Source organism: Nocardia sp. NPDC049737, assembly GCF_040674755.1.
GTDB lineage: Bacteria > Actinomycetota > Actinomycetes > Mycobacteriales > Mycobacteriaceae > Nocardia.
Window position 1 is genome coordinate 86,097 of the sequence record NZ_JBFANH010000012.1, and the last position, 21,759, is coordinate 107,855.

A 21,759-nucleotide genomic window follows, 5' to 3' on the forward strand; every position below is an offset into this window, starting at 1 on the left:
TGAGGTGGTGAAGGAGTTGGCTGGCCAAAAAATAGGTAGATCCGGACAAGCGAGGCGACTTCGCCATCGGCGTCGGGGTCACTAACGTGGATGTTGTGCCGGAGTCCAGCGACACCGAGCACAGTTGCGGCATGGACGATGCGACACATCGCGAGCCACGAGGCTTCTCGGCTAGACCGACCGCCTCGACGTGATCGCCTTACCGCCTCGTGGCGGTCACGGATGAATTCGATTGTCGGCAGGGGACATCCGCATCGGAGCGAGGAACCACGTTGGTGTCAACGGCGCAGCCGCAGGTCATAGGTTTTGACGCAGCGCTAAACCCGGTGTTGGCCATTGCGTTTGGTCAGAGGATTTTGGTCGCGGTGGGCGGTGGCGTGTCATCGTCGTGTGGAGGCGCGAGGGGGTGGGGCTCGCCGGTGAGTGCGGCGAGGGCGGATGCGACTTCTTCGATGGATGCTCGAACGTAGGTGAGGGTGGTGCCGTCGTGGCCGCTGGGTGTGGCGTGCGCGGCGTAGGCGCGGGCGATTGCGTATCCGAAGTTGCGTTCGACCCAGGTGAGTGTGGTGTGTCGTAGCCAGTGTGTAGTTATCTGTTGTGTTGCGACCCAGGGCAGGTGGCGGCCGATTCGATCCCAGAGGTGGTCGTAGCGGCGGCGGGTGATCGGGCGACCGTGTCGGTATCGCAACAGTCGCTGGCCGGGATCGGGGCTGCGTTCTCCGTGTTCGATCATTCGGGTCATGAGGGTGGGTGATACCGGCTGCCAGTGCAGGGTTCCGCCCTTGCCGAACAGTCGGATCAGGCATTGTTCGGGGTCGAGGTCTTCTTTACGGAGGTTGAGGGCGCTTCCGGTGCGGCAGGCGGTTTCGAGGTGCAGTCGCAGCATGAGGGTGTCTAGTTCCGGGTCGTCTCCTGTGGTTGCTGCGACGTGGTTGATTTGTGCGAGTTGGCGGGTGGACAGCGCGCGGCGCGTGCTCGGCAGTCGTGTGGGCATGTCCATGTCGGTTGAGGGGTCGGTGGCGGGGGAGATGTAGCCGTCGCGGGTGGCGTATCGGTACAGGCAGCGCAGTGCGCTGACCATGTGTTCGGCGGCGGAGCGTCCGCCGCGGTTGTTGCGGCGTACGACGGCGGTGCGTCGGGTTTGCTCGATGAGTTCCTGTAGTTCGAGCGCGGTCGGTTCGTCGAGTGCCCGGTCGGGCCAGCGCTCGCTGAGACGACGCCAGTAGGGCAAATAGGCGCGTCGGGCGCCGGGAGACACTGCTTGGGCGACTTGCGGTACGTACTCCTTGAAGGTGGGGACCTTGCTGCCTGGGGCCGTCGCTCGCAGTAGTTCTTCGGGGTGGATTCCCAGGCGGTCCAGGAACAGTCGAGCTACTTCGTGGTCGTTCGGGGTGTTCATGCGTCGCCTTGGAGGTTGGCCAGTGCGGACGACAGGGCCTGGTGCACGATCCGCGACGGGACGACCGCGACGACGCCGACGCTGGGCAAGCCGATGAGCAGTAGTGGGTCGCCGAGGGCGATGCCGGTGGCACGGCGCGTCGCTGCAGGAAGTCGTATCTGTCCTAGCCGGCCGACCTTGTGGCGCGCTGCCTCCGGTTGGGCAGTGCGGATCGCGATGAGGTTCCCGGCGACCGAGTAGGTGATGGGGTAGCCTGCTGGCCATCCCATTTCAGCGAAGATACGTCGACCGGACAGGCGTGCGCGATCGTTGATGATTGATACCGCCATCATCGAGCTTGCTGGCCGCCGCTGGCGCGTGGGTGGGGCAAGTCCTCGAGGTAGGGGAAGACCTACTGGGCGCGGCTGAATAGGCATGGACGCTTCTTTCTCATCCAGCCTGCTGATTCTCCCAAATCCATAAAAGCTGATTTTTGGTCGTGGCGCCACATTGATTCCCGTGATGAGGCCGGTGATGGTGACGGAGAACTGGGGCGGTCCAGCGCGTTACTGCACTTGATGATCGCAGCGTCTTACCAATTGGTTCGGTGACAGGCCGGCGCTTTGTTCGCTTTGTTCTGTCATCAGAAACTGCAACTTAGCGTCTAAAAATGGCGTGAATGGTCCTAAAATGTCGTCAAATGTCGATTGTCGGAGACGGAGGTCGATGTTGAGAGGGCGCTGACCTGCGGTTTTAGGTTGACGAGGGGATCGGGGGTTCGATTCCCCCAGGCGGCTCAAGCAAAACGCCAGGTCATAGATTGTTCCGGTAGTCTGGAACGGACCGCGTGTCATCACCGCGGTCATCAGACGCTTCTCAGGCGACGTGTCTTCCGACAAACCGGAAGGTTCACATGTCCGCCACACCCCGCCCACGACCCCGTCGAGACGGCAGCGTCGCCTGGCAGGTCTACTTCTACTACTACGACACCGACAACAAGCGTCGCCAGTCCTCGGAAACCTTCGACGAGTACGCAGACGCCCAGTGGTGGGCCGAACTCATCGACAAGGTCGGCATCGCTGAAGCGCTGAAGGTCCTTCAAGCCAAACGCGACACCGGATCCGACGCGGTGCTGTTGTCGGCCTGGCTGACCAAGTACGTCGACCGGATGACCGGTGTGCAGGAGGATGGCCGCCGCAAGTACCGCAGGTTCATCTGCAACGACATCGCCCCGTTCTTCGGTGAGCGAGCGCCACTGGACGCGGTTACCCAGGACACCGACGCCGCCTGGATCGTCTACCTCGAACAGGACAAGGGCAACGCGCCCAAGACGATCGCCAACAAGCACGGGTTCCTCAGCGCCGCGCTGCGGGCGGCCGTCGAGCAGCGCCCAACACCGCTGCTGCCTTTCAATCCGTGCGCCGGGACGCGGCTGCCGCGCCACGATCCGGCCGAGATCGACATTTTCGACAACGACGAATGGGAGTTGTTCGAACAGTTGCTGCTCAAGCGGTGGCGCCCGCAAGCCGAATTCGGGCTGGTGTCCATGGCGCGCCCGAGTGAGGTGGGTGCGCTGCTGGTCCGTGACGTCGATCCAGAGACCGGTGCGGTGCGGATCAACAAGGCGTGGAAGGACGACGGCACCCGCCTGCGGCTCGGCAAGCCGAAGTCCAAGCGTGGTATCCGCACCGTCAACGTGCCGCTCGAGACGCTGGACCGGCTGGATCTGGACCGCGCGGGCGATGCGTTGCTCTTCCACACCAGAAACGACACACCGGTCACCGCGTACCACTTCTACAAGAACGCCTGGCAGCCCGCGCTCCGCCGACTGGACGGGTTGTCGCGACGGGACTTCACCCTGTTCACGAAGAAGGCCCTGTGGCGCGGCGCTGACCCCGAGGAACTGCTCGCCCGCTATAGCAAGGCGATCAACAGCCTGCGGGGCAAGCGCCTGAGCCCCTACACGCTGCGCCATACCGGCATCTCCTGGAAGTTGCAGGACGGGGTACCGCTGTTCGTCGTCTCGCGCGACGCCGGACATGAATCGGTCACCACCACCGACCGCCGCTACGGCCACAACGACCGCGCGGCAAGCCAATCCGCCGCCCAGGTCATCGCGGGCCGCCTGCCGCGCGTGCGGGCCAGCCTACTCACCCTGGCCGCCGCCTGACGTTCTCGTTCTCCGACATCCGCACCGAGCGAAATCCATTCCATTTCATTCCATTCCGTACTGGTGGAATGAAATGGAATGGATTGGAACGGAACTCGCATGCTCCAAGCCGTTGCACCGACGACCCCGCCCACATCGGGCCGCTGCCAGTTCCCCGGCTGCGGCACCGTGCTCCCGCCCCGTGCACCCGGTCAACGGGGCGCCCCACGTCGCTACTGTGACGACCCCGCGCACTCCGCCCAGAAGGCCCTCCGGTTGAGCCGGGAGGCTCAGCGAAAAGCCATGACAATTCCCGCACGGTCGTCATTGCGGCCGGTTACCGATGGCATGGTCACCTTGGCGGGGCTACTGGACCGGTACGGAGAACTCCGCGGCGAACTAGCCGCCGTCGCAGGTGACGTCACCGACTTGTTCGCTCGACTGACCGACCCGGTCGCGGTCGATCAGGAGATCGCCGAGATCGAGCACGAGGCCGCGCGCCGTATTGCCGCCGCCGAGCAGGCACGCATCGATGCCGAGCAGGAATCGGAGGCGATGGCAGTGCATCTCGAGCGGGCCGCCGAAGTCGAAGGGCTCGCCCTAGCCGCCGCTGCTGAGGCGCGAGCTAACGCGAAAAGTGCCATTCAGCAACTTCAGCGCGTCGAAACTGAAGCGGCGGGACGCGTTTCGGACGCGGAGCAAGAGCGTGACCATGCCCACGCCGAGGCCGAGACCATGCTGGCAGAACTCACCTCGGCGCGTATGGCGCAAGCCCGCGCGGAGGGCGAGCGCGATCTCGCCCTCGGTGAGCACCGAGCTCTCATAGAGGAGAACAAGCAATTGCGCCAACTCCTCGACGCCGAGCGGGCCGCGCATCGCGAGCAGATCGAGCATCGTGACGTCGAGTACGCCCGGGCGATCACGGCCGCACACGCGATGTCCAGCCACGCCGCTCGCGAACACCGTCAGCAGCTCAGCGAGGTGATGCGCCGATACAGTGCGGACACGCACGCAGCACCGAGCCGGGCCAACGACGAGAAGGTGCCAGCGGTGCAGGCGGAGTCCTCGTCGACCTAAGCTGGGCGGGCGCCGTCGGCCCACAGTCAGAGCGCACGACTCCACGCTGCGGCCGACGGCGCACCCCCTGTCACCTGTGCAACCGCTACAGCCGCGGTGCCACAACAGCCAGGATTCCCCGGCCATGTACGTCGCTGCGGTTGTCGCGCTCGGTCGGTGGCATCGCGTGCAGGCCACCCGGTTTGGCAGTGAGGGCTTTTGCAAAAGAGCGGGCGCCACTGCCAAGCCGAACTCCTCGCTGCGGTAACGCTTGCCGGCGCTTGCATCGCGGTACCTGTTCGCTTAGGCGGAATCGTCTTCATGACACCGGCTTGGCGCGGCTGACGGTTTCGCCGGGTGCGAGCCGAGAGACGAGTGGATGTGCCCCGGGGTCCGCGATCGCAGCGCATTGGTTAAAGTGCGTGCAGGGCCGACCGCGCTGGCCCGCGCCGTGCCGGACACCGACGCCCACGCCGTCCCCGGGTAGTTCACGGTCAAGGTCTGGGATCGTGCGGAGCGTGTTCTGTTGTCGTGCCCTGAACCCAAGAGGCGCGGAGCGTGGAAAGCCGTGCCGCACAAGGAGTTCCGGATGACCCGTGACTACTGGCGTCCTGTTGACCGGACTAAGTCCCCTTGAGGGGTTGTTCCGGGTGGCAAAACCGTCGAATTCTCGAATGTCGGTCGAAGGCCGAGACCCATTCGTATCGGTGGAAAGTCACTATCAACATCTCCGGGGCACTGGAGGCACTGGCTGTGACAGCTCGATCTGGCTCCGGCTCAGTGCTGAGATATGGCCTGCACCTGAGCGTTTGGCGTGGGCCCTGCAACTGGGTCATCGGAGACGGAAGACGTCCACGTCACCGCTGGATCTGGTGACGGCCAGCAGCTGGCTGTCGGAGCTGAAGGTCGCGACGGATGAGTCGTTTACACATATCCCTATCGGGCAGTCGGGGATCTTGGTGTAGCCAGCGAAGCTGTTGTCGCGCAGGTTCCACAGCAAAATCAGGCCCGCAGAAGTGACGCCAGCCAGCAGGGTGCCGTTCGGGCTAATCGCTACCGCGACGACGGGGGAGAATCTCAATGTTATCGGGCCGAAGAGTTTGACGGCCGAATGTTGTCCTGTGGTGTCTGCCAGGATGACGCTGTTGTCTGGTGCCGCCATTGCGAGCAGACGATCGTCGGGACTGAAAGTCACCTCTTTGATGGCGCGGTAATCGAAGGTTGTTTCCTTCCTCCCGTTCGCCAGCTGCCATATCTCCACGGCTGCCGGGTCGGTACGGGCGATGACGGCCAGGTGTTGCCCGTCGTGACTGATGGCAGGTTCGCCGACGATGGCGTCGAACGTCATGCGCGCGAGTACTCGTCCGCTCGGCACATCCCATGTGGTCGCGACATGTTGGTAATCGCGTCCTGCCTTCTCGTCGCCGATGCCGATCAGCACATGGGGGTCGGGGCCGAATACGAGGCCACCGGGAGTTATGTCCGTGTTTGCGAATGTGGCGACCAGTCTCCGTGTCGGCAGGTCCCAGATGTCCACCACGCGGTAGCTGTAGTCGCCGGAAGACCGCACACCTGCGGCCGCGAGTGTGCGCCCATCCGGGGCGATCGCGGTACTCGAGTACCAGCTGTCAGAACATGAGACTCGGGGGCAGGTGTTCCGCTGGTCGGGACAACCTTGATCGCCCGCAGAGCAGGGGGTGAGCGTGGTAATCCGGTGGTGGGTGCGGACGTTCCATAGTTCGACAGTATCGGCTGCGGAAACGATCAAGGTCTGGCCGTCAGGGCTGAACGCGGCTTCGGAGACGAGGCCGTTCATATGCAGCGCCCACTCCAGTTGTGCGGTGCGGTGGTCCGGCGTCGCCAGGCCACTGGATCCGGATGCGGTCGGCAGCAGCAGCGCGGCGATTCCGACCAGGGTTCGTATCGAGCGCGCCGGGCGGATCATCGCGGCGGTCCGTCGGATGAGGCGTTGAATCTGTCTCGATACCACTGGGCGGGGTCGACCGCCTTCAGGTCGGCATCGCCCGAACCGAAGGTGTATACCGCCTGGTAACCGGGAGCGGGAGCAAAGGAGGTGAGCCGGAATGGTTGTGCGCCGTCGCGGATAGTGAGATGGCTCGTTTTGCCGTCTTCGACCATCGTCAGCAGCAATTCCCACTCATAGGATCCGATTGACCGTGATGGCAGTGGACTCTGTTTGCTCACCTCGGCGCGTACGTTGATCACCGCCTGTTCGCCGCGATTGAGCGTCAGGTAATGCTCAGCGAAGAACGGTCTCGCATCCGGCTCGCACAGTCCGGCCTGTCCCCCGCTCGAGTTCGCCGTCATCAGGCCCGCAGCAGGATCGTCCAGGTACACGCAGCCGCTGACAGTGTCGTTCGTACCTTGCGCCGGAGTCTCGAAGAGCGTCCCCGTCACCGGTGACGACCTCGTGAGCACGCGGGGTCGCAAGTCGGTGATCACGACCGGTCGACTGCGCCTACCCTCCAGGATCAACTTCAGGTTGAAAACCCCCACCGATAACGCATCCGGATGTGCCGCCACCAGATCCGGACCGAAGTTCAGGTGTGGCGGGTGGTCCGGCAGCGTGCCCGGGATCGCATATTTGCCTGGAACCGTCAGAGGGGCGTCAGTTTGCACAACCACCGCGATTGGAGGGCCCGAACTGACCGCGGCGGTGATAGCAGGTCCGAAAATGGTGAGCAACAGCGTGATCACACCACCGATCACGCCCGTGACCATGAGGCTCAACACCGCCTTGCCTGGTGTCGCCACGTATGAAAGCGGACGCTTCCACTGCGGCGGCGTCGCACTCGCCACCGGCCTGCATACGGCTCCTGTCACGTGCACGCGTCGTCGAGCGGACCGAGCCATGTCCACCACTACGACTTCCGGGGCTTCTTCCCGGCCTGCGCCGTTCTCCGCAGTGGAGTCCGGGCCGTGTCCTTCCTCCGAATCCACCGTGTCCGCGTCGGGCGCGCTAGCGGACCCCGTCCTCGAACGCGCCGTGGTGGAACGAGCTTCGGCGAAGGCATCGGCCCGACGTTGCTTCCACTGGTCGAGTACCGCAGACGGCAATGGCCATGGTTTGCCACCAAGAGTGTGCAGGCATTCGAGGACCAGCAGAAACGACTCGTCCGTTCGCGGGATCACCGGATCGGGTTTGAGCCATTCCCCGATCGTGTTGGCAGCGACCCTGCGGTTCCTCCTGGCACGTATCCAGGACGAGATGCGCTCCGGAGAGGGGGCATTCGCATCGGCGTGGAGCTTGGCGAAGGCGTTGATGTAGTCCGCCCGCGTGAACCTGCGGCGGCCGGACTCCCTGCCCGTCACGGTCTGCTCTCCTTCTGACTCGGGTGACTCGGCGCCGACTCAACTGAGTCGAGGACCTTGAGAAACCCGCTCCGACATGCGTTTTCGATACCCTAGCCGAAATCGCGTGCTATACGGCGTCGAACCCGATCCGGCTACCTGGTCTCGACCACCAAGCCCGATCGGGAACGGAGAACCACTCCACATGTCCACCATGACCAAGGCCCTGCTGCTCACCACGGCCGTCCTGTCCGCTGGCATCATCGCCATCGCCGCTGGACTGCTCGCCCATGCCGACGGCACCACACTCGCCTCCACGATCCGCGCTGGCGGCCTCGGCTTCGGTGGCACCCTCACCCTGATCCTGCTCGCCATCACCACCTACAAAGCCCTGTAGCCCCACACACCTGCCTGGACTCACGATCCAGGCGCGACACCCCAAGCAGTCCGCTAGCGGGCGTGTCGAATTCCTGGCTCGGGTGCGGCCCTGTACGTTGTCCGGCGGGGCAGCCCGCGCCTGCCCGAGCCAGCCATCGCGGCCACGGCCAAGGTTCTCGGAATCGCGCTTCTTCCGTTGTGTCCTGGGAAGGAGCTTCGATGTCCGTCCATCGTGATGTTCTCACGATCGTTCCGCCCCGGTGGGGGAGAGTCCGCCCGAGGCCGGGCGAAGTGGTGCCGTTCGTGGTTGTGGACGACGCAGGGGCTGAAGTCGAGCCGATCAGCCTCTTCCTGCGCGAATTCATGGCTTGCGGTAATCGGTCTTCGTCTGCTCGCAGCTACTGCTACGCGTTGCTGCGGTGGTGGCGGTTCCTGATCGCCGTCGGCGTGGAGTGGAACCGGGCCACACCTGAAGAGGGTCGCGACTACGTCCTGTGGCTCCTTCATTCCGCCAAACCAATTGCAGGGCATCGCCGTTCGTCGGAAAGGATGGCCGGGCGGACGAATTCGGTCACTCGCAAGCCATATCCTGGGGACACCTACAGCCCCAGGACGATTCGGCACGCCAACGCGGTCGTCCATGGTTTGTACGAGTTCAGCATCGACCGCGCCAGCGGGCCGTTGGTCAATCCGATTCCGCTCCGGCATGGCGATCGGCGCACCGCGCATGAGAACCCGATGCGTCCGTACCTGTCACAGCAGCGGCTTCGCTACAACCCGAAGGTGCCGAAGCAGATGCCGCGGGCAATGCCTGACAGAGAGTGGGACCGGTTCTTCGGCGCGCTGCGCTTCGACCGTGACCGTGCGATCGTCGCCTTGGCGATCAGCACCGCCGCCCGCGCAGGCGAGCTGCTCGGCTTGCGCGTCTGCGACATCGATTGGGGCGATCAGCTCATTCGGGTCAGACGCAAGGGCACACAGGCCGAGCAGTGGCTGGCGGCTTCTACCGATGCGTTCGTCTGGTTGCGGCTCTACCTCAGCGAACTCGGCGAACTCGGTCCCGACGACGCCCTGTGGTGGACGGTGCGGCGGTACCGCAGGGCATCGCCACCAGCGCGGGCGCTGTTGAACTACGACGCGCTGCGAGCCGTCTTCCGGCGGGCGAATGCGGTGCTCGGGACGAACTGGTCGATGCATGACGCGCGCCATACCTGCGCGATTCGAATGACCCGGGACGGCAACCTGTCGCTGCGCGACGTCCAGACCGTTCTCGGCCACGCCCACTTGTCCACCACCGAGATCTACCTCGTGGAAGACGATGACGCGGTGATCAGCCGGGTACGCGAGCACCATCACACCCAGCGCCAGCCGCCGACACCACCGCCGACAAATCGATCACCCGCCGCGGGCTACGACCCGGCGGTCATGGACATCCTCTTCGGCAACAGAGGCGGCCGACGATGAGCACGATCATCAATACGGATCCGGTCGAAGTCGAACGGCACACCTTCAAACCGACCGACCCAGCCGTCGGGTTCACCGCGCCACACGTCCACCGAGCGGGTCCCTACGACACCTTCACGGCCGCCGAGGTGCTGGATCTACTGTCGACCTTGCCGTTCTGGGCGGACATGCCGCCTCGGGCGGCGTCGGGATTGCGGCGGCGCACTCGGCGGTTGCTGGACTGGCTGGTCGGCTTCGCCGGGGAGGGCTGGCAGGATCGCTGGTTCGCTGCCGACGGTGACAACATGCCATGGTCACAAACGTCCCAGGGCGACGCAGTATTCGGAGACCATCGCATCGACATCGTCGCCGGGCTGCGTCCGCTTCTGCTGCTCAGAGTGATCGCACCGGGATACGGATTCTTCCGCAACTACCGTGCCAATATCGTCTATCAGGAGACGCTCGACACTGTCCATCCGCCGGGCACCAGGGAACTCATCGCCCGCGCCTTTACTGATCTGTCCATCAACGGCCGTCACCGGCACGATGTCGTCAAATCGCTGGCGAAGATCGTCTTGCACACCGGCAAGCCGATCACCGATCTCGAACCCGACGACCTGTTCGAGCTGCGGGCCTGGTCGCTGGCCCACGGCCGAAGCGCAGTCGGCCTGCACGGAGTATGGGAAGTCGTAGTCGGTGTCGGCGCACTGCCGTTCGGCAGCAGCTTGCGCGCGGCGCTGCGAGAAGGACAACGGCCCACCGCCGAACTCGTGGACCGTTACCGGCTACGGCCCGGCCCCGTCCGCGATCTACTCATCCGCTATCTCGATGAGCGCCGTCCAGCGCTGGACTACAACACCTTCCGCTCGCTGCTGGGAGTGCTCGTCGGCACGTTCTGGGCCGACATCGAACGACACCACCCCTCGCTCGACACGATCGACCTTCCGGCGGAGGTCGCCGAACAGTGGAAACAACGGCTGCAAACCTGTAGGGGCCGCAAGGGCCCCACCGCCCGCAGCGTCTCCGACCAGTTCTCGGTGAAGATCAAGGTGCGCGCGTTCTACCTCGACCTTCAGCAGTGGGCGCTGGAAGACCCCTCGTGGGCGCAGTGGTCGGTGCCCTGTCCGATTCGCCGAACCGAGGTCGCCGGCACAGCGAAGAGCAAACGCGAAGCCAGTGCCCGGATGCACCAACGAGTCCGCGACCGGCTGCCGCACCTGGGTGACCTCGTGACGATCGCCGAGCAAGCGCGGCGAGAGGACACGGGCCTGCTCCAAGCAGCGACCACGGCGGGGCCCGGAGCCGGATTCGAGTACGCCGGGCAGTCCTATCAGCGAGCAACGACCAGGACATACGAGTGTGGTCCGTTCACCCGGCGGCTGGCGCACCCCGACGTGCTCGTAATCGACGTGGCGACCGGCGAACAGCTCAACCTCAGTGTCCGCGAAGAAGATTCGTTCTGGGCTTGGGCGATCATAGAAACGCTGCGTCACACCGGGATTCGACTCGAGGAACTGCTCGAACTCACCCACCTGGCGCTGGTCTCCTACACGCTCCCAGACACCGGTGAGACGGTTCCCCTCCTTCAGATCGTGCCGTCGAAGAACAATCAGGAACGGTTGCTACTCATCCCGCCGGAATTGGCCGCGGTCCTCGCCGAGATCGTCGCACGGCTCCGTGACCGCCACGACGCCGTTCCCCTTGTTCCACGTTATGACCCTTACGAGCGCACCACTGGCCCGGCGCTTCCACACTTTTTCCAACGCCGATACGGATGGCGGCGAGAAGTCATGAGCAGTTCCTACGTCTACCGTCTCCTCAACGTCACCACCGCGAAGGCTGGCATCGTCGATGTCAGCGGACAGCCAATTCGATTCCTGCCGCACGACTTTCGCAGAATCTTCGCCAGCGACGCCGTCAGCGGCGGCCTTCCGGTGCACATCGCCGCGAAACTGCTCGGCCACGAACACCTCAGCACAACGGAGCACTATCTCGCAGTCTTCCAAGACGACCTCATCCGCTCCTACCAGGCATTCCTCAGTGGTCGGCGAACCAGTCGGCCTGCCGAGGAATACCGCGAACCCACCGACCAGGAATGGGCGGAGTTCCAGCAACACTTCCATCTTCGGCGAGTCGAGCTGGGTAACTGCGGGCGCCCGTATGCGTCGCCTTGCCGCCACGAATTCGCGTGCATCCGGTGCCCGATGCTGCGTGTTGAACATCGGCAACGTCCGCGCCTGGTCGAGATCATCGACAATCTTCACCATCGCATCACCGAAGCTGACAACCACCGCTGGCATGGCGAAGCACAAGGACTGAGGACCAGCCTTCGCGCAGCCCAGGACAAACTCGCCAGCCTCGACCGCCAAGTCCCTACGGCCCTGCCGTTTCCAGAGGTCCGCCGATAGACTCCCAGCCGGAGTCAGGACGCGCACGCTCCTCGCCGCTGTCACCCCGCCCACGCCGGAGCTGGTGACGCCGTCGGCCAAGGTCCCTCGGGCCCGCGGGAGCTTTCGCCCGCGTTCTCACCCGACGTTGAAGGCGAGGCAGGCGTGGGCAGTCCTCGCCAGAACGGACGAGGAACCGTGCCGAAAGACCGATACTCCGCACGCCGTGAGCAAGCCCGCGAACTTGCAGCCGCCGAAGGCATCAAATACACCGAAGCGCTTCGCCGACTCGACCAGGCCGCCGAGGCAGGCAATGACGGCCAGGAGCCCGTAGTTCGGAAAAGCAAGAAGGTCGTGCGTGAGCATGCCGCAGCGACCGGCAGAACCTACCTCGACGCTGCTTCTTCCATCGGCGCCACCCCGCCGGGAGGAGTTGCCCTGGCGAGCGATCTGCGCGACAGCCTGGCCGACGGGCTCGAAGCGGCGGGATGGCCGGTCGTGATCGAGCATCACCCGGAGGCGACCGGACTGCGTTTGTATGCCGGGCCCGCGACGATCTCCGTCGAGCGACAGAACGAGCTGTCGAGTTTCACCGGCGATGAGCACCCCGACGACCCCGACACGTTCGACCTGTCCATGCCGCTTCGCGTGATCATGTGGGCACCGCTGGTCGTCGACTTTTCCGAGGAGTTGGGGAGGGTCGGCGGCGTCGATGCCCACGAGATCCCTTCCGGTGGTGGTGTATCCGGGATCATCGCTGAGATCGACCGCGTGGTGGGGCAGGCTCGTCAATGTGATCAGGCCGAGGCAGCCGTGGACACCGGCTGCGGAATTTGCGGGGACTCATACCCCGCACCGGCGCTGTTGGAGCCCACCACGACCAGGGTCGGCGTCTGTCCTGCGTGCGCATTCGACGGCGATTTGCTCGGTGCCCATCCTGCCCAACTCGCCTTCCAGCTCGATCAGGCCGCCACCAAGAACCTGGCACTCGCGGCTGGCTGGGCGGGAGTGCAGGCTCTGTTGTGCTGTCTGGGCGGCGATGAGTTCTACACATGGCTGAAGCGGGAATGGACGGCAGCCGGAACCGTTTTCGAACCACTGGAGTGGTGGCACGATCCAGGACAGACGTGGATCTGGCTGCCTCCGGCAGATCGCCGACCGAGCGCGCTCGCCGATTTCGGCTGCGGCGCCTGCCTCACACACATTGCCGCCGCGATCGACCAGGCCCACCCGGATCTGCGCGCCATCAGTCGCGCGAACCGAGCCGACGAGGTGAGCGAGTACCTCGAGGACGGCGAGAGCGATGATCTCGACGACGCGACGCTGGAGCAGATCTGGCCCGCGGCCATCGCCTACGCTGTCGCACTGCTCACCCAGAAATATGAACGCCCGACGCACCGCGCGCCCTGGCACGTAATGGAGTCATTCGAACTGGCCGAGTGGCTCGACGAACTGGAATCCGATCTCGACTACTTTCAGGTGGAATCCGTTCTGGGGATGGCCATTCCAACCATCCTTAATGCCCTCGACCCCGATAGCCAGGAAATCTGAACACATACACGCGGTGACCCTTGCATGACGTGTCAGTACCGGGTGGCATCGTTGTCGACGGGACTCGATCCGAGACGCTGACCCGCATGTATGGATTTCGATGCCCAGCAACAACTTGCGCCAATGGTGGCACATCGACAAGCGAGGCGGCACCCGGCTGAGGTCGTCGCGGAGCTTCGCCGAACTCGTCGCGCGTCTCCAGCAGCTCGATGGCCGCGCGGATTCGTGATCAACAGCCGGGGCCAAGATCTCAGGAGCTGGATTTGTTGCGGATGTATATCGTTGGAGGTTTGCCATTGCCGGGATCGCGCTTCTGGATGTCGAACAGGCCAGTGGCAGCGATGAACTCACCGAATTTGACCTGCGGCGGGATCATCTCCCGCAAACCGGGAATGCGGGAGGAGGCGAGGTGCCCGACCGTGGCTTGGTTGGTCCAGCCGTCAGGGCCTGCTGCTTGCTGTACCGCCGCAGATAACTGCAGACACTGCTGAATACTCAGCCCGCCGCGGCTGGTCGGCTCCCCGTCGGCAGGCTTGGGTTTCGTCGCTGCATGGACGTCTGATGGAGTATGCGGCCCAGGTGGGGTGAGGTCTTCCAACCGCAGAAACGCTGTGCAGGCAGTGGCAAAGGATGCCGGTGTCTTCCGTTCTCCGAAGCCATAGACGTCGCAGCCGGATTCGCGAAGGCGCAGTACTAGGCCGGTGAAGTCGGAGTCGCTGCTGGCGAGCACAAAGACCCTGATGCCGTTGAAGAGAAGTTCCATCGCATCGATGGCCATGGCGAGGTCTGAAGCGTTCTTGCCGGTGGTCCAGCTGAACTGCTGCACCGGTCTGATCGCGTGAGCGAGCAGAGGCGTGTGCCAGCCTGCCAGGTGTGGTCTGCGCCAGTCACCATAAGCACGTCGGATTTGGTGGCCGCCGAATTCCTGCGCGCGTGCCAGTACCGCACCGATGCGTGCGGCCGGTACGTTGTCGGCGTCGATCAGCACGGCGACCCGCGGTTTCCCTGTTCGAGCTGTGTCCCAACCCGAGCCGTCCCAGCGAGGAGCAGCATCGTCGCGACGGTGCTGAACAGCGGGCAGCAGCGGCCGTATCCACCTTTGCGCCGCTGTGACCGAGCGAGCGAACGCTGCGATCGGCGTGTCGGTTTTGGGTGTAGTTCGGCGGCGCAGCATCGAACGATTCATCGGGCGCTCCCGTAGCGCAAGTGCACCATCTCGGCGGTTGGCGCAGTGACCGCGGCGATGTTCCGCAGTGCAGGCGGGGCCGACTCGTCTTCGGCGACAACCTTGAGCAGGTGGTGTAGATGACGGCCGAGGTGGGCCATGGGTTCGGCAAGCAAGTCCAACTCCAGACCTGCCCACAGCCAGGCGACATGTTCGAACATGTCGGAGTCGCGCAACAATGCTCGAGGCGAATACTTGTCTGCCAAGTGCGGTCCGACCGCGGATTCGATCTCGGCCGCAGCTGCGCGGCAGGCACGGTGGACGGTGCCGTAAAAGTCGTCGGATGGCACGACGGCATACCAGTGCAGTCGTTCGCTGACATATCCGGCGGCGACGAAACCGCGGTGGCAATGCGCCAACCAGATCACGGTCGGCGAGGTAGGTGGCAGGTCGTCGATTCGGCCAACAGCGTCGGTCAGCAACTGCCGCAGCCGGTGATGGCCGCAGCGGCGAGTGATCTCGGCCTCTGGCCCGCCGGGCTCAGGCCAGTCTTGCCAGAACTTGGAGGGCGCCTCGAACTCTGCCCGGCGAGCGGCCTCGCCGTAGGTGATGCCGGGGTACATCGTCATCAACGATCGAATCCGCCGTTTGCGGTTGGCGAAACGCACCATGCGAGCTCCTCGCGGCACGGACCCACGCCCCGTGCCCGGATCTGCGCCGGAACGGGAAAGTCGCTGAACATAGTTGGTCTGCGGGATCCGCTGGGGACCTTGGCCGATCGAGGTGGCGTGGGCACTCCCGACCCGGTTGGGGCTCGCAACAGCCGAGGTGAGCTTACCGCCGCGCGGAGTGGTCGCGACACCGCACGAGTGACTGCCGCGCGGACGAGCGCATCCGGGCACGGTGACGCGAGTGACAACGTGGGGTGTCGGCTATCTCGTGTCCGGCGTCGTCGCTGCTGCATCTGGATATCGACGGCGCCGGTGCAGAACCCATGCAACGATCTTGTGCTCGTGAACTCATCGACTGTTGCACACGCCAATTCCCCAAGGCCGCATCGGCTCTGGTGATCGGTCCACAGAGTCATGGCCGCAGTAGAGATAACTGCCGGTGACCGTGAAGCTTTCGCTGACGCCGAGCATCCGGGCCAGATGATCTACAACGCTCACCAGCTCGTCCACTCCGTCGCGACTCTCGAAGTCGACAGCGGCACAGTGGCCCACGGCGACCCTTGTGTGGGTGGCGACGGACAGGCTTCCGGTGCGGCCGCACATCGGGCCGAGGGTCGGTCACCTGCTGTGTTCGATGAGGGCTGCCCGGACCCGCGCTGGTAGTGCGCTGGTTCGGGGGCCTCACGCAGTTGTTGGCCCTGCTCGCCGCGGACCTGTTTACTGTCGCTGACAGATCCAACCGGCGAGTGTGTCAGCGCCGATCAGGTTGGGGTGGGATGGGACGGCGGCGACGGTTGGCGCGCGGACGTGACAGGCGAGGGCGAGGGGATATGTTCGCTGGGTCTGTGTTGGGCCTGGATGACGGCTTGGCGGGGCGCTTGGTGGACTCGATTGCCGCCGCGATGTCGCCAGCGGTGAGGAACCAGGATCGGCCTGCCTTGTGTCCCGGTAGTCGTCCGGTTTTGAGTTGCTGTTCGTACCAGCGGCGCGACTTGTGTAGTGCGCGTGCGCCGACGTCGACGGGGTAGGTCGGCTCATGGGGCGCTTCGGGTTCTGGCTCCTGCGGCGGCATCGGCGGGGGGTTCGCGTCGTCGGTCATCGCGAACCCCCTGGCTCGCAGTGTGTGTCGAATGCCGGATGACAGCGAATGATCGGGCTCATCGGCGACACCTCTTTCACTAATCGAGAGAATTCCCTCTCACCATGGAAGCGCAATTACGATGTTGTGCGCCAGCAAATCTCGTCGTCGTATGCGACAGCAGATGTAGTTGACGCGGAGTAGTCAAAGTAGTCACGCATCGGTCGTCGGTTTCGTGGTGTTGCTCGCATCGATCTCGCCAAGCCTTTACCGGACATGGCCCGGGTGGGGTGGGATATGTAGGGCGATCACCGGTTTGGATGGCCGATACGCGCGGGGGTAATTCACTGCTGGCGTGTCGTTCCGGCGTGTCGTGGTTGAGTTCGATGGCTAGGTGGTTTTGGGTCCGGAGTAGGGCTTGCGGATTGCTGTGAGGAGCAGGATGTTCTGGGTTTGGGTGACGTCGGAGACGCTGAGCCGGTAGGAGGCGGGTTCACCGGTCGCGGGGTCGCGCACGTGCAGCAGGTCGTTGGTGTCGCGGCCGTAGGAGACGTCGGTGCTGGCCGACCACTGGCGTCGGAATTCCTTGACCGGCCGGAGCTGGCGCATGACGTCTTTGGCTTGTTCGGAGTCGCGGTAGCGGCCGAGGACGGCCTTGAGTGTGGCCACACTGTAGGCGGATTCGTGGGGCCAGTGGAGGTAGGCCGTCTGGGGTGCCGGGCTGAACATCCATACCGGGACGCAGTTGGAATCCTCCAGGCCCGGTGTCGCTGCTCGAAACGAGTCGTTGCAGGCCAGCACATTCCAGAGCGGGTCGACATACGCCGCGAGTATATGCCGATCTTCGAGGTCGTCGAGGTGGCTGATCATGTCGGCGTTGTCATGCACGCACTGGCGCAGATCGGCGACGGGCGCGAGTTCCTCAGCGGGGATGCGCAGTTCGCGTAGGTAGCGGGCCTGAATGGAGTTGAGCCCGTAGCCGGTGATGATCTTCTCGAGCGTTTCGAAGGTCGGTGTGTATTCGTCCTTCTCGATGTTGAACAGGTAGGAGGGGCTGATTCCGTGGCGCTGCTGTGCGCCGAAACGGGACAGTCCCAGGCCCTCCCTGATCAGTCGTAGCGTGCTGCCCAGAGTCGGGATGCGGGGTAGTGACCCGCCACTGGTGTTGTCGGATGAACGGTCTGCGGGATTCCGGGTCATGCGGAGTCCCCCCCTTTCAGTGTCTTCCTCTATGGTGCGAGCGGAGATACGATGAATGGTTGCCCCCAAGCTGATGCCATCGTTCCTACCAGAACGTGCAACCCTCGGCAAGAAGTCTGCACCTGAGAGATCGCAAAGAGATTGCTGGCTGCTGGGGACATCCGTCGCCTCTCGGTGGCGAAGCTCCCTCTCGCACAGCGGATTCCAAAAAAGTTTCTTTCACGATCAGATCGTGAAACATGCGGCAAACGCCCTGCGTACCGGCAGAATAGCAATTTGACACTCTCACCCTCACCTAAAATTAGGAGAGTCGAAACCCTGGTATTCCAGCAGGTTTCGAGGTTTGGATGGAATAGCAAGTCCAAACCGATTGAGAGGAAACCACATTGGACCCCTTGATGATTCTGGGTTGGGTGAACACCGGACTTTCGGTGCTGTCCAACGGTCTTTCGGTGGCAGCCCAGGCGCTGGCGCTCATTCTGCCCTTCATCTGACGCGATTCGCCTGAGAAGCGGTCTCCCAGAGGCAGATTCGTCTCTGGGAGGCGCGCGAATCATCGCGCCGTCGTGCGCATTCAATCAGTAATCCCCATTCCGCCCTGATTACCTGAAGGGTCTTTTTCGGCATGCCCAAAACCAGGAAAGCCAATCGATTTCGTATCTCCACTGCAGGCGCGCGTCAGGCGCGAAATCACGTCAACGTCACCGTTTTCCGGGGCAGTCGCGCTCTGCTGGCGGGAGCGGTGCCCATCGTGATAGTGCTGGCGACGGCAGCGTCGGCGCACGCTGCCGACACTGGCGCTGCCATCGCTGATCAGCCCGGTGTCACTGTTCCCGCCCAGCCGGGAACAATCACACCACCGCCGCCAGCACTGGAGCCTGAACCTGTGCCGGAGCAATCTGCGCCGACACCGCCGGTGTACTACACGCAGCCGCCCGAGGTGCGTAACAACGCGTCCTCGCGTCCGATGCCGCCACCGGATGGACCGGTGGAGCCGGTCCGGATCGAGAACCTGCATCTACCGGAGCCTGTTGCGCCCGTCGCGCCGATCGAGCCGCCTACGGACACGATCCGCGTCGGGCTATGGCAGGCCCCGCGACCGGAGTGGCTGCCGACGGAATGCGCCGATGCGATCAACGATGTCGCGGCAGGCGCGGAAGCACAGGTCGCGACCGCCTTGGACTCGATCGGTATTCCCGCTGGGCGTTCGGACAGGGTCAGCGGCTCTACGCTCGCCGGTGCAGGGATCGGTGGCGCTGCCGGTGCCGCAGTCGTCGGTGGCCCGGTCGCGGCCGTGGGGGCGGTGGTCGGTGGCCTGATCGGCGGCACGATCGGTGGGATCGCGGGAGCGGCACTGGGCACGGTGGTGCCGGTGCCGGTCATCGGCACCGTGACCTCCGGCGTATTCGGGACCGCGGTCGGTGCCGCTGCTGGTGCGGCTGCTGGTGCCGCGATCGCTGGTGTCCCGGCCGCGGTCGTCGGCGGGCTCGCCGCAGGCACGGTCGGCGCGGGATTCGGCGCCGGGGTCGGGGTCGGGCAGCCATGAGTACCGCGACGACCCACCACGCGCGCATCCTCGCCGCGGCCGCAGCCGCGGCCACCGCGATCGGCCTCGCCGGGGCCACCACCACTACTGCTGGTCCCGCCGCAGCGGTCCCGATCGGCCCTGGATGCCCCGCGCTGTACGTGCTGGGAGTCCAAGGCACCGGCCAATCCTCGCCAACAGCGGACCCACTCGCCGATACCGGTGTCGTCGGAGCGTTCATCGCACCGGTGCTGTCGGGGGCTCCCGGTCTGGTGCAACGCTCCTATATCTCCTACGGCGCGGGGTTCGGTGGCGCGGTTCCCGGCGGTGGCCGCGATCCCTATGTCGTGTCGGTGACCGATGCCCGTAGCCAGCTTGATGCCGCCGCGGCGCAGATCGCCGAGACCTGCCCTGACACGATGATCGCTGGTGTCGGATATTCCCAAGGCGCGCAGGCGGTTTCGAGCTTCGCCCGCGATGTCGGTGCAGGTGTGGGTCCGATCGGGCCGGAGCGTGTCGCGGGGATCGCGTTGTATGCCAACCCTGATCGCGCACCGGATGCGCCGATCTTCCCCGGCCGGCCGGGACAAACGGTGCCCGATCCCGCACCGGGTACCAGCGGTGCCGCGGTCGCCGGGGTTCAGATCATCAACCCGCCCGCGGGTGGCGGCGGGATCGCCGATGGCGCGACCAGTTACGGGGCCCTCACCGGTCGGGTCGCCGACATCTGCACCGATGGCGATCTGGCTTGCTCGGCACCGGATCGTGCGGCGCTGCTGCGCGTCGGCGCGGAAATCGCCGCCCAAGCCGACCTGCGCGACCCGTTCGCCGCTATCGGTTCAGTGGGTGCTCTGTTGTCCTCCGTGTTGGGGGATGCCTGGACCACGGTGGTACTCAACGACTTTCAGGTGGGGGGCGGCAACGTCGACTACGCGCCGCAGTTACCGCTGGCGGCCCGGTTGATCGACGCCGCCGACCCCCGCGTTCCGGCCCCGAACCCGTACGACATCGGTGCGGCGGCGGCGCGGTGGAACGAGGTCACCGCCACGGTCGCGGGCAACCCGATCGGGTTGCTGCCCAAACTCGCCGGCCAACTCGCCACGGCATGGGGGCAGTTGGTCGCCGACAACGCCGACCTGCTCAATCCGGCGGTCTGGGTCCGCTTCGTCGACACCGTGTCCCGCCACAACAGCTACGCGATCAACGGCCAGCTCAATTCGGGCATCGCCTGGATGGTCGCCCTCGCCCACGACATCGCTGGGAGCAGATGACATGACCGACCCGACCACCGTTGATGACTTCTACCGCAGCCCCGCGCTGGACTTCACCCCGTATCCGGGCGAGATCCTGCGCCGCCGCGCGGTCGCCACCCCGGGCCTGCACGGCGCCAACCGGGCATGGCAGCTGGTGTATGCCAGTCGAACGGGGTTGCGCGCCCCCATTCCGGCGTCGGGGATCGTGATCACCCCCGATATCGCCGAGCTCGCCGGGCCCAGCCCGATCCTGTTGTACTGCCCTGTTTTTCATGGACTCGGTGGGCGATGTGCACCCTCGCAGCTGCTGGCAGGGGAGGGAACCGAACCGGAAACCGGGTTCATCGCCACCGCACTGGAACGCGGCTGGACGGTCGCGGTGCCCGATGGGTTGGGCCTGGGCATGACCGGGCTTGGGCCACACCATTTCCTGGCCGGGGGCGCCGCCGCGCACGCCGTGCTCGATCTCGCCCGCGCGGCGCGTGCGCTGCCGGAACTCGGAGCTGCGCAGGCTCCGTGTGTGGCGTGGGGTTATGCCGATGGCGGGCGTGCCGCGATCTGGGCTGCCGAACAGCATCCCGTCTATGCCCCGGAGTTGGATTTGCGGGGCGTCGCCGCCGGTGCCGTTGTCGCCGACCCCAGCGCGTTGATCGGTGAGATCGACGGCGGCCCGTGGGCGGGACTGGCGGTGGCCGGCCTGATCGGCCTGAGTCGCGCGTATCCGCATCTGCCGATGCGACACCTGCTCACCGACGAAGGCCACGCCACGATCGAGCGCGCCCAAGAACTCGACGCGGCCGAACTGCTGCTCGCCTACCGCAACACTGCCTTGGGGCCCTGGTGCGAGCGCCAGGACCCGTGGAACGACCCGATGTGGCGCTACGCCCTGGCGAACGAGACCAGCGGCCGTGTCGCCCCGCAGGTGCCCGTGCACCTCTACCACGGAATCGAAGACGTCCTCGTCCCGGTGGCGATGGGACGGCACCTGTTCGCCGAATACCGCACGCACGGAGTCGATTTGAGCTGGCGCGAATACGCGAGCAGCCATATCGGCGCCGCCACCGATGGCGCCGCCGAAGCCGTCGCCCGCTTGGCCAATTACCTGCTGCGGCGCCCTGCCGCCGCCGGACCGACACCACCAGCCCCGCAGACCACCTGAATCGCCTGCCCGCACCTTGCCTCCCTCGCCGGGGTGCGGGCAGGCCCCCGACCA

Annotated in this window: 16 protein-coding genes; 9 read left to right on the top strand and 7 right to left on the bottom strand. The window is 65.0% G+C overall.

What is annotated here, in order from left to right; genetic code table 11:
* Positions 1-346 precede the first annotated feature (346 nt).
* Positions 347-1,399 (bottom strand): tyrosine-type recombinase/integrase, encoded by a 1,053-nt coding sequence (locus tag AB0J47_RS17965; RefSeq protein WP_364346694.1) that lies wholly within the window; start codon positions 1,397-1,399, stop codon positions 347-349.
* Positions 1,396-1,668, bottom strand: coding sequence for an AbrB/MazE/SpoVT family DNA-binding domain-containing protein (locus AB0J47_RS17970; protein ID WP_364346696.1), 273 nt, complete (start codon positions 1,666-1,668; stop codon positions 1,396-1,398). The genes AB0J47_RS17965 and AB0J47_RS17970 overlap by 4 nt, the downstream gene beginning before the upstream one ends.
* A gap of 623 nt (positions 1,669-2,291) precedes the next feature.
* Between AB0J47_RS17970 and AB0J47_RS17975 the strand changes: the two genes are divergently transcribed.
* A complete protein-coding gene (locus AB0J47_RS17975) occupies positions 2,292-3,548 on the top strand; it encodes a tyrosine-type recombinase/integrase (protein ID WP_364346698.1) in 1,257 nt (418 codons plus the stop codon).
* A gap of 282 nt (positions 3,549-3,830) precedes the next feature.
* A complete protein-coding gene (locus AB0J47_RS17980) occupies positions 3,831-4,604 on the top strand; it encodes a hypothetical protein (RefSeq protein WP_364346700.1) in 774 nt (257 codons plus the stop codon).
* Between the two features lie 811 nt (positions 4,605-5,415).
* Here the strand turns inward: AB0J47_RS17980 and AB0J47_RS17985 are convergent.
* Positions 5,416-6,399 (bottom strand): LpqB family beta-propeller domain-containing protein, encoded by a 984-nt coding sequence (locus AB0J47_RS17985; RefSeq protein ID WP_364346702.1) that lies wholly within the window; start codon positions 6,397-6,399, stop codon positions 5,416-5,418.
* 125 nt (positions 6,400-6,524) lie between these two features.
* Positions 6,525-7,916 (bottom strand): hypothetical protein, encoded by a 1,392-nt coding sequence (locus tag AB0J47_RS17990; protein ID WP_364346704.1) that lies wholly within the window; start codon positions 7,914-7,916, stop codon positions 6,525-6,527.
* A 184-nt stretch (positions 7,917-8,100) separates the two neighbouring features.
* Between AB0J47_RS17990 and AB0J47_RS17995 the strand changes: the two genes are divergently transcribed.
* The 4 genes from AB0J47_RS17995 (at position 8,101) to AB0J47_RS18010 (ending at position 13,654) form a co-directional block, all read left to right on the top strand.
* A complete protein-coding gene (locus tag AB0J47_RS17995) occupies positions 8,101-8,292 on the top strand; it encodes a hypothetical protein (RefSeq protein WP_364346706.1) in 192 nt (63 codons plus the stop codon).
* Positions 8,293-8,492: 200 nt separating this feature from the next.
* The gene (locus AB0J47_RS18000) at positions 8,493-9,737 is read left to right on the top strand and encodes a site-specific integrase (protein ID WP_364346708.1); all 1,245 of its coding nucleotides are present in this window, start codon (positions 8,493-8,495) and stop codon (positions 9,735-9,737) included.
* A complete protein-coding gene (locus AB0J47_RS18005) occupies positions 9,734-12,124 on the top strand; it encodes a site-specific integrase (protein ID WP_364346710.1) in 2,391 nt (796 codons plus the stop codon). The genes AB0J47_RS18000 and AB0J47_RS18005 overlap by 4 nt, the downstream gene beginning before the upstream one ends.
* Positions 12,125-12,301: 177 nt before the next feature.
* Positions 12,302-13,654, top strand: a complete 1,353-nt coding sequence (locus tag AB0J47_RS18010; RefSeq protein ID WP_364346712.1) for a hypothetical protein — start codon at positions 12,302-12,304, stop codon at positions 13,652-13,654.
* Positions 13,655-13,904: 250 nt separating this feature from the next.
* Here the strand turns inward: AB0J47_RS18010 and AB0J47_RS18015 are convergent, their stop codons facing one another.
* The 3 genes from AB0J47_RS18015 to AB0J47_RS18025 all read right to left on the bottom strand — a co-directional run bounded on the left by AB0J47_RS18015 (position 13,905) and on the right by AB0J47_RS18025 (position 17,768).
* Positions 13,905-14,840, bottom strand: a complete 936-nt coding sequence (locus AB0J47_RS18015; protein ID WP_364346714.1) for an NYN domain-containing protein — start codon at positions 14,838-14,840, stop codon at positions 13,905-13,907.
* Positions 14,837-15,490, bottom strand: a complete 654-nt coding sequence (locus AB0J47_RS18020) for a hypothetical protein (protein WP_364346716.1) — start codon at positions 15,488-15,490, stop codon at positions 14,837-14,839. The genes AB0J47_RS18015 and AB0J47_RS18020 overlap by 4 nt, the downstream gene beginning before the upstream one ends.
* Positions 15,491-16,958: 1,468 nt before the next feature.
* A complete protein-coding gene (locus tag AB0J47_RS18025; protein WP_364346718.1) occupies positions 16,959-17,768 on the bottom strand; it encodes a helix-turn-helix domain-containing protein in 810 nt (269 codons plus the stop codon).
* Between the two features lie 886 nt (positions 17,769-18,654).
* Here AB0J47_RS18025 and AB0J47_RS18030 point away from each other — a divergent pair.
* The 3 genes from AB0J47_RS18030 to AB0J47_RS18040 are packed head-to-tail and all read left to right on the top strand — an operon-like array spanning position 18,655 to position 21,705.
* Positions 18,655-19,314 (top strand): hypothetical protein, encoded by a 660-nt coding sequence (locus tag AB0J47_RS18030; RefSeq protein ID WP_364346720.1) that lies wholly within the window; start codon positions 18,655-18,657, stop codon positions 19,312-19,314.
* Complete coding sequence (locus AB0J47_RS18035) at positions 19,311-20,564, top strand: cutinase family protein (RefSeq protein ID WP_364346722.1); 1,254 nt, start codon at positions 19,311-19,313, stop codon at positions 20,562-20,564. The genes AB0J47_RS18030 and AB0J47_RS18035 overlap by 4 nt, the downstream gene beginning before the upstream one ends.
* A gap of 1 nt (position 20,565) precedes the next feature.
* A complete protein-coding gene (locus AB0J47_RS18040) occupies positions 20,566-21,705 on the top strand; it encodes a lipase family protein (protein WP_364346724.1) in 1,140 nt (379 codons plus the stop codon).
* Positions 21,706-21,759 lie beyond the last annotated feature (54 nt).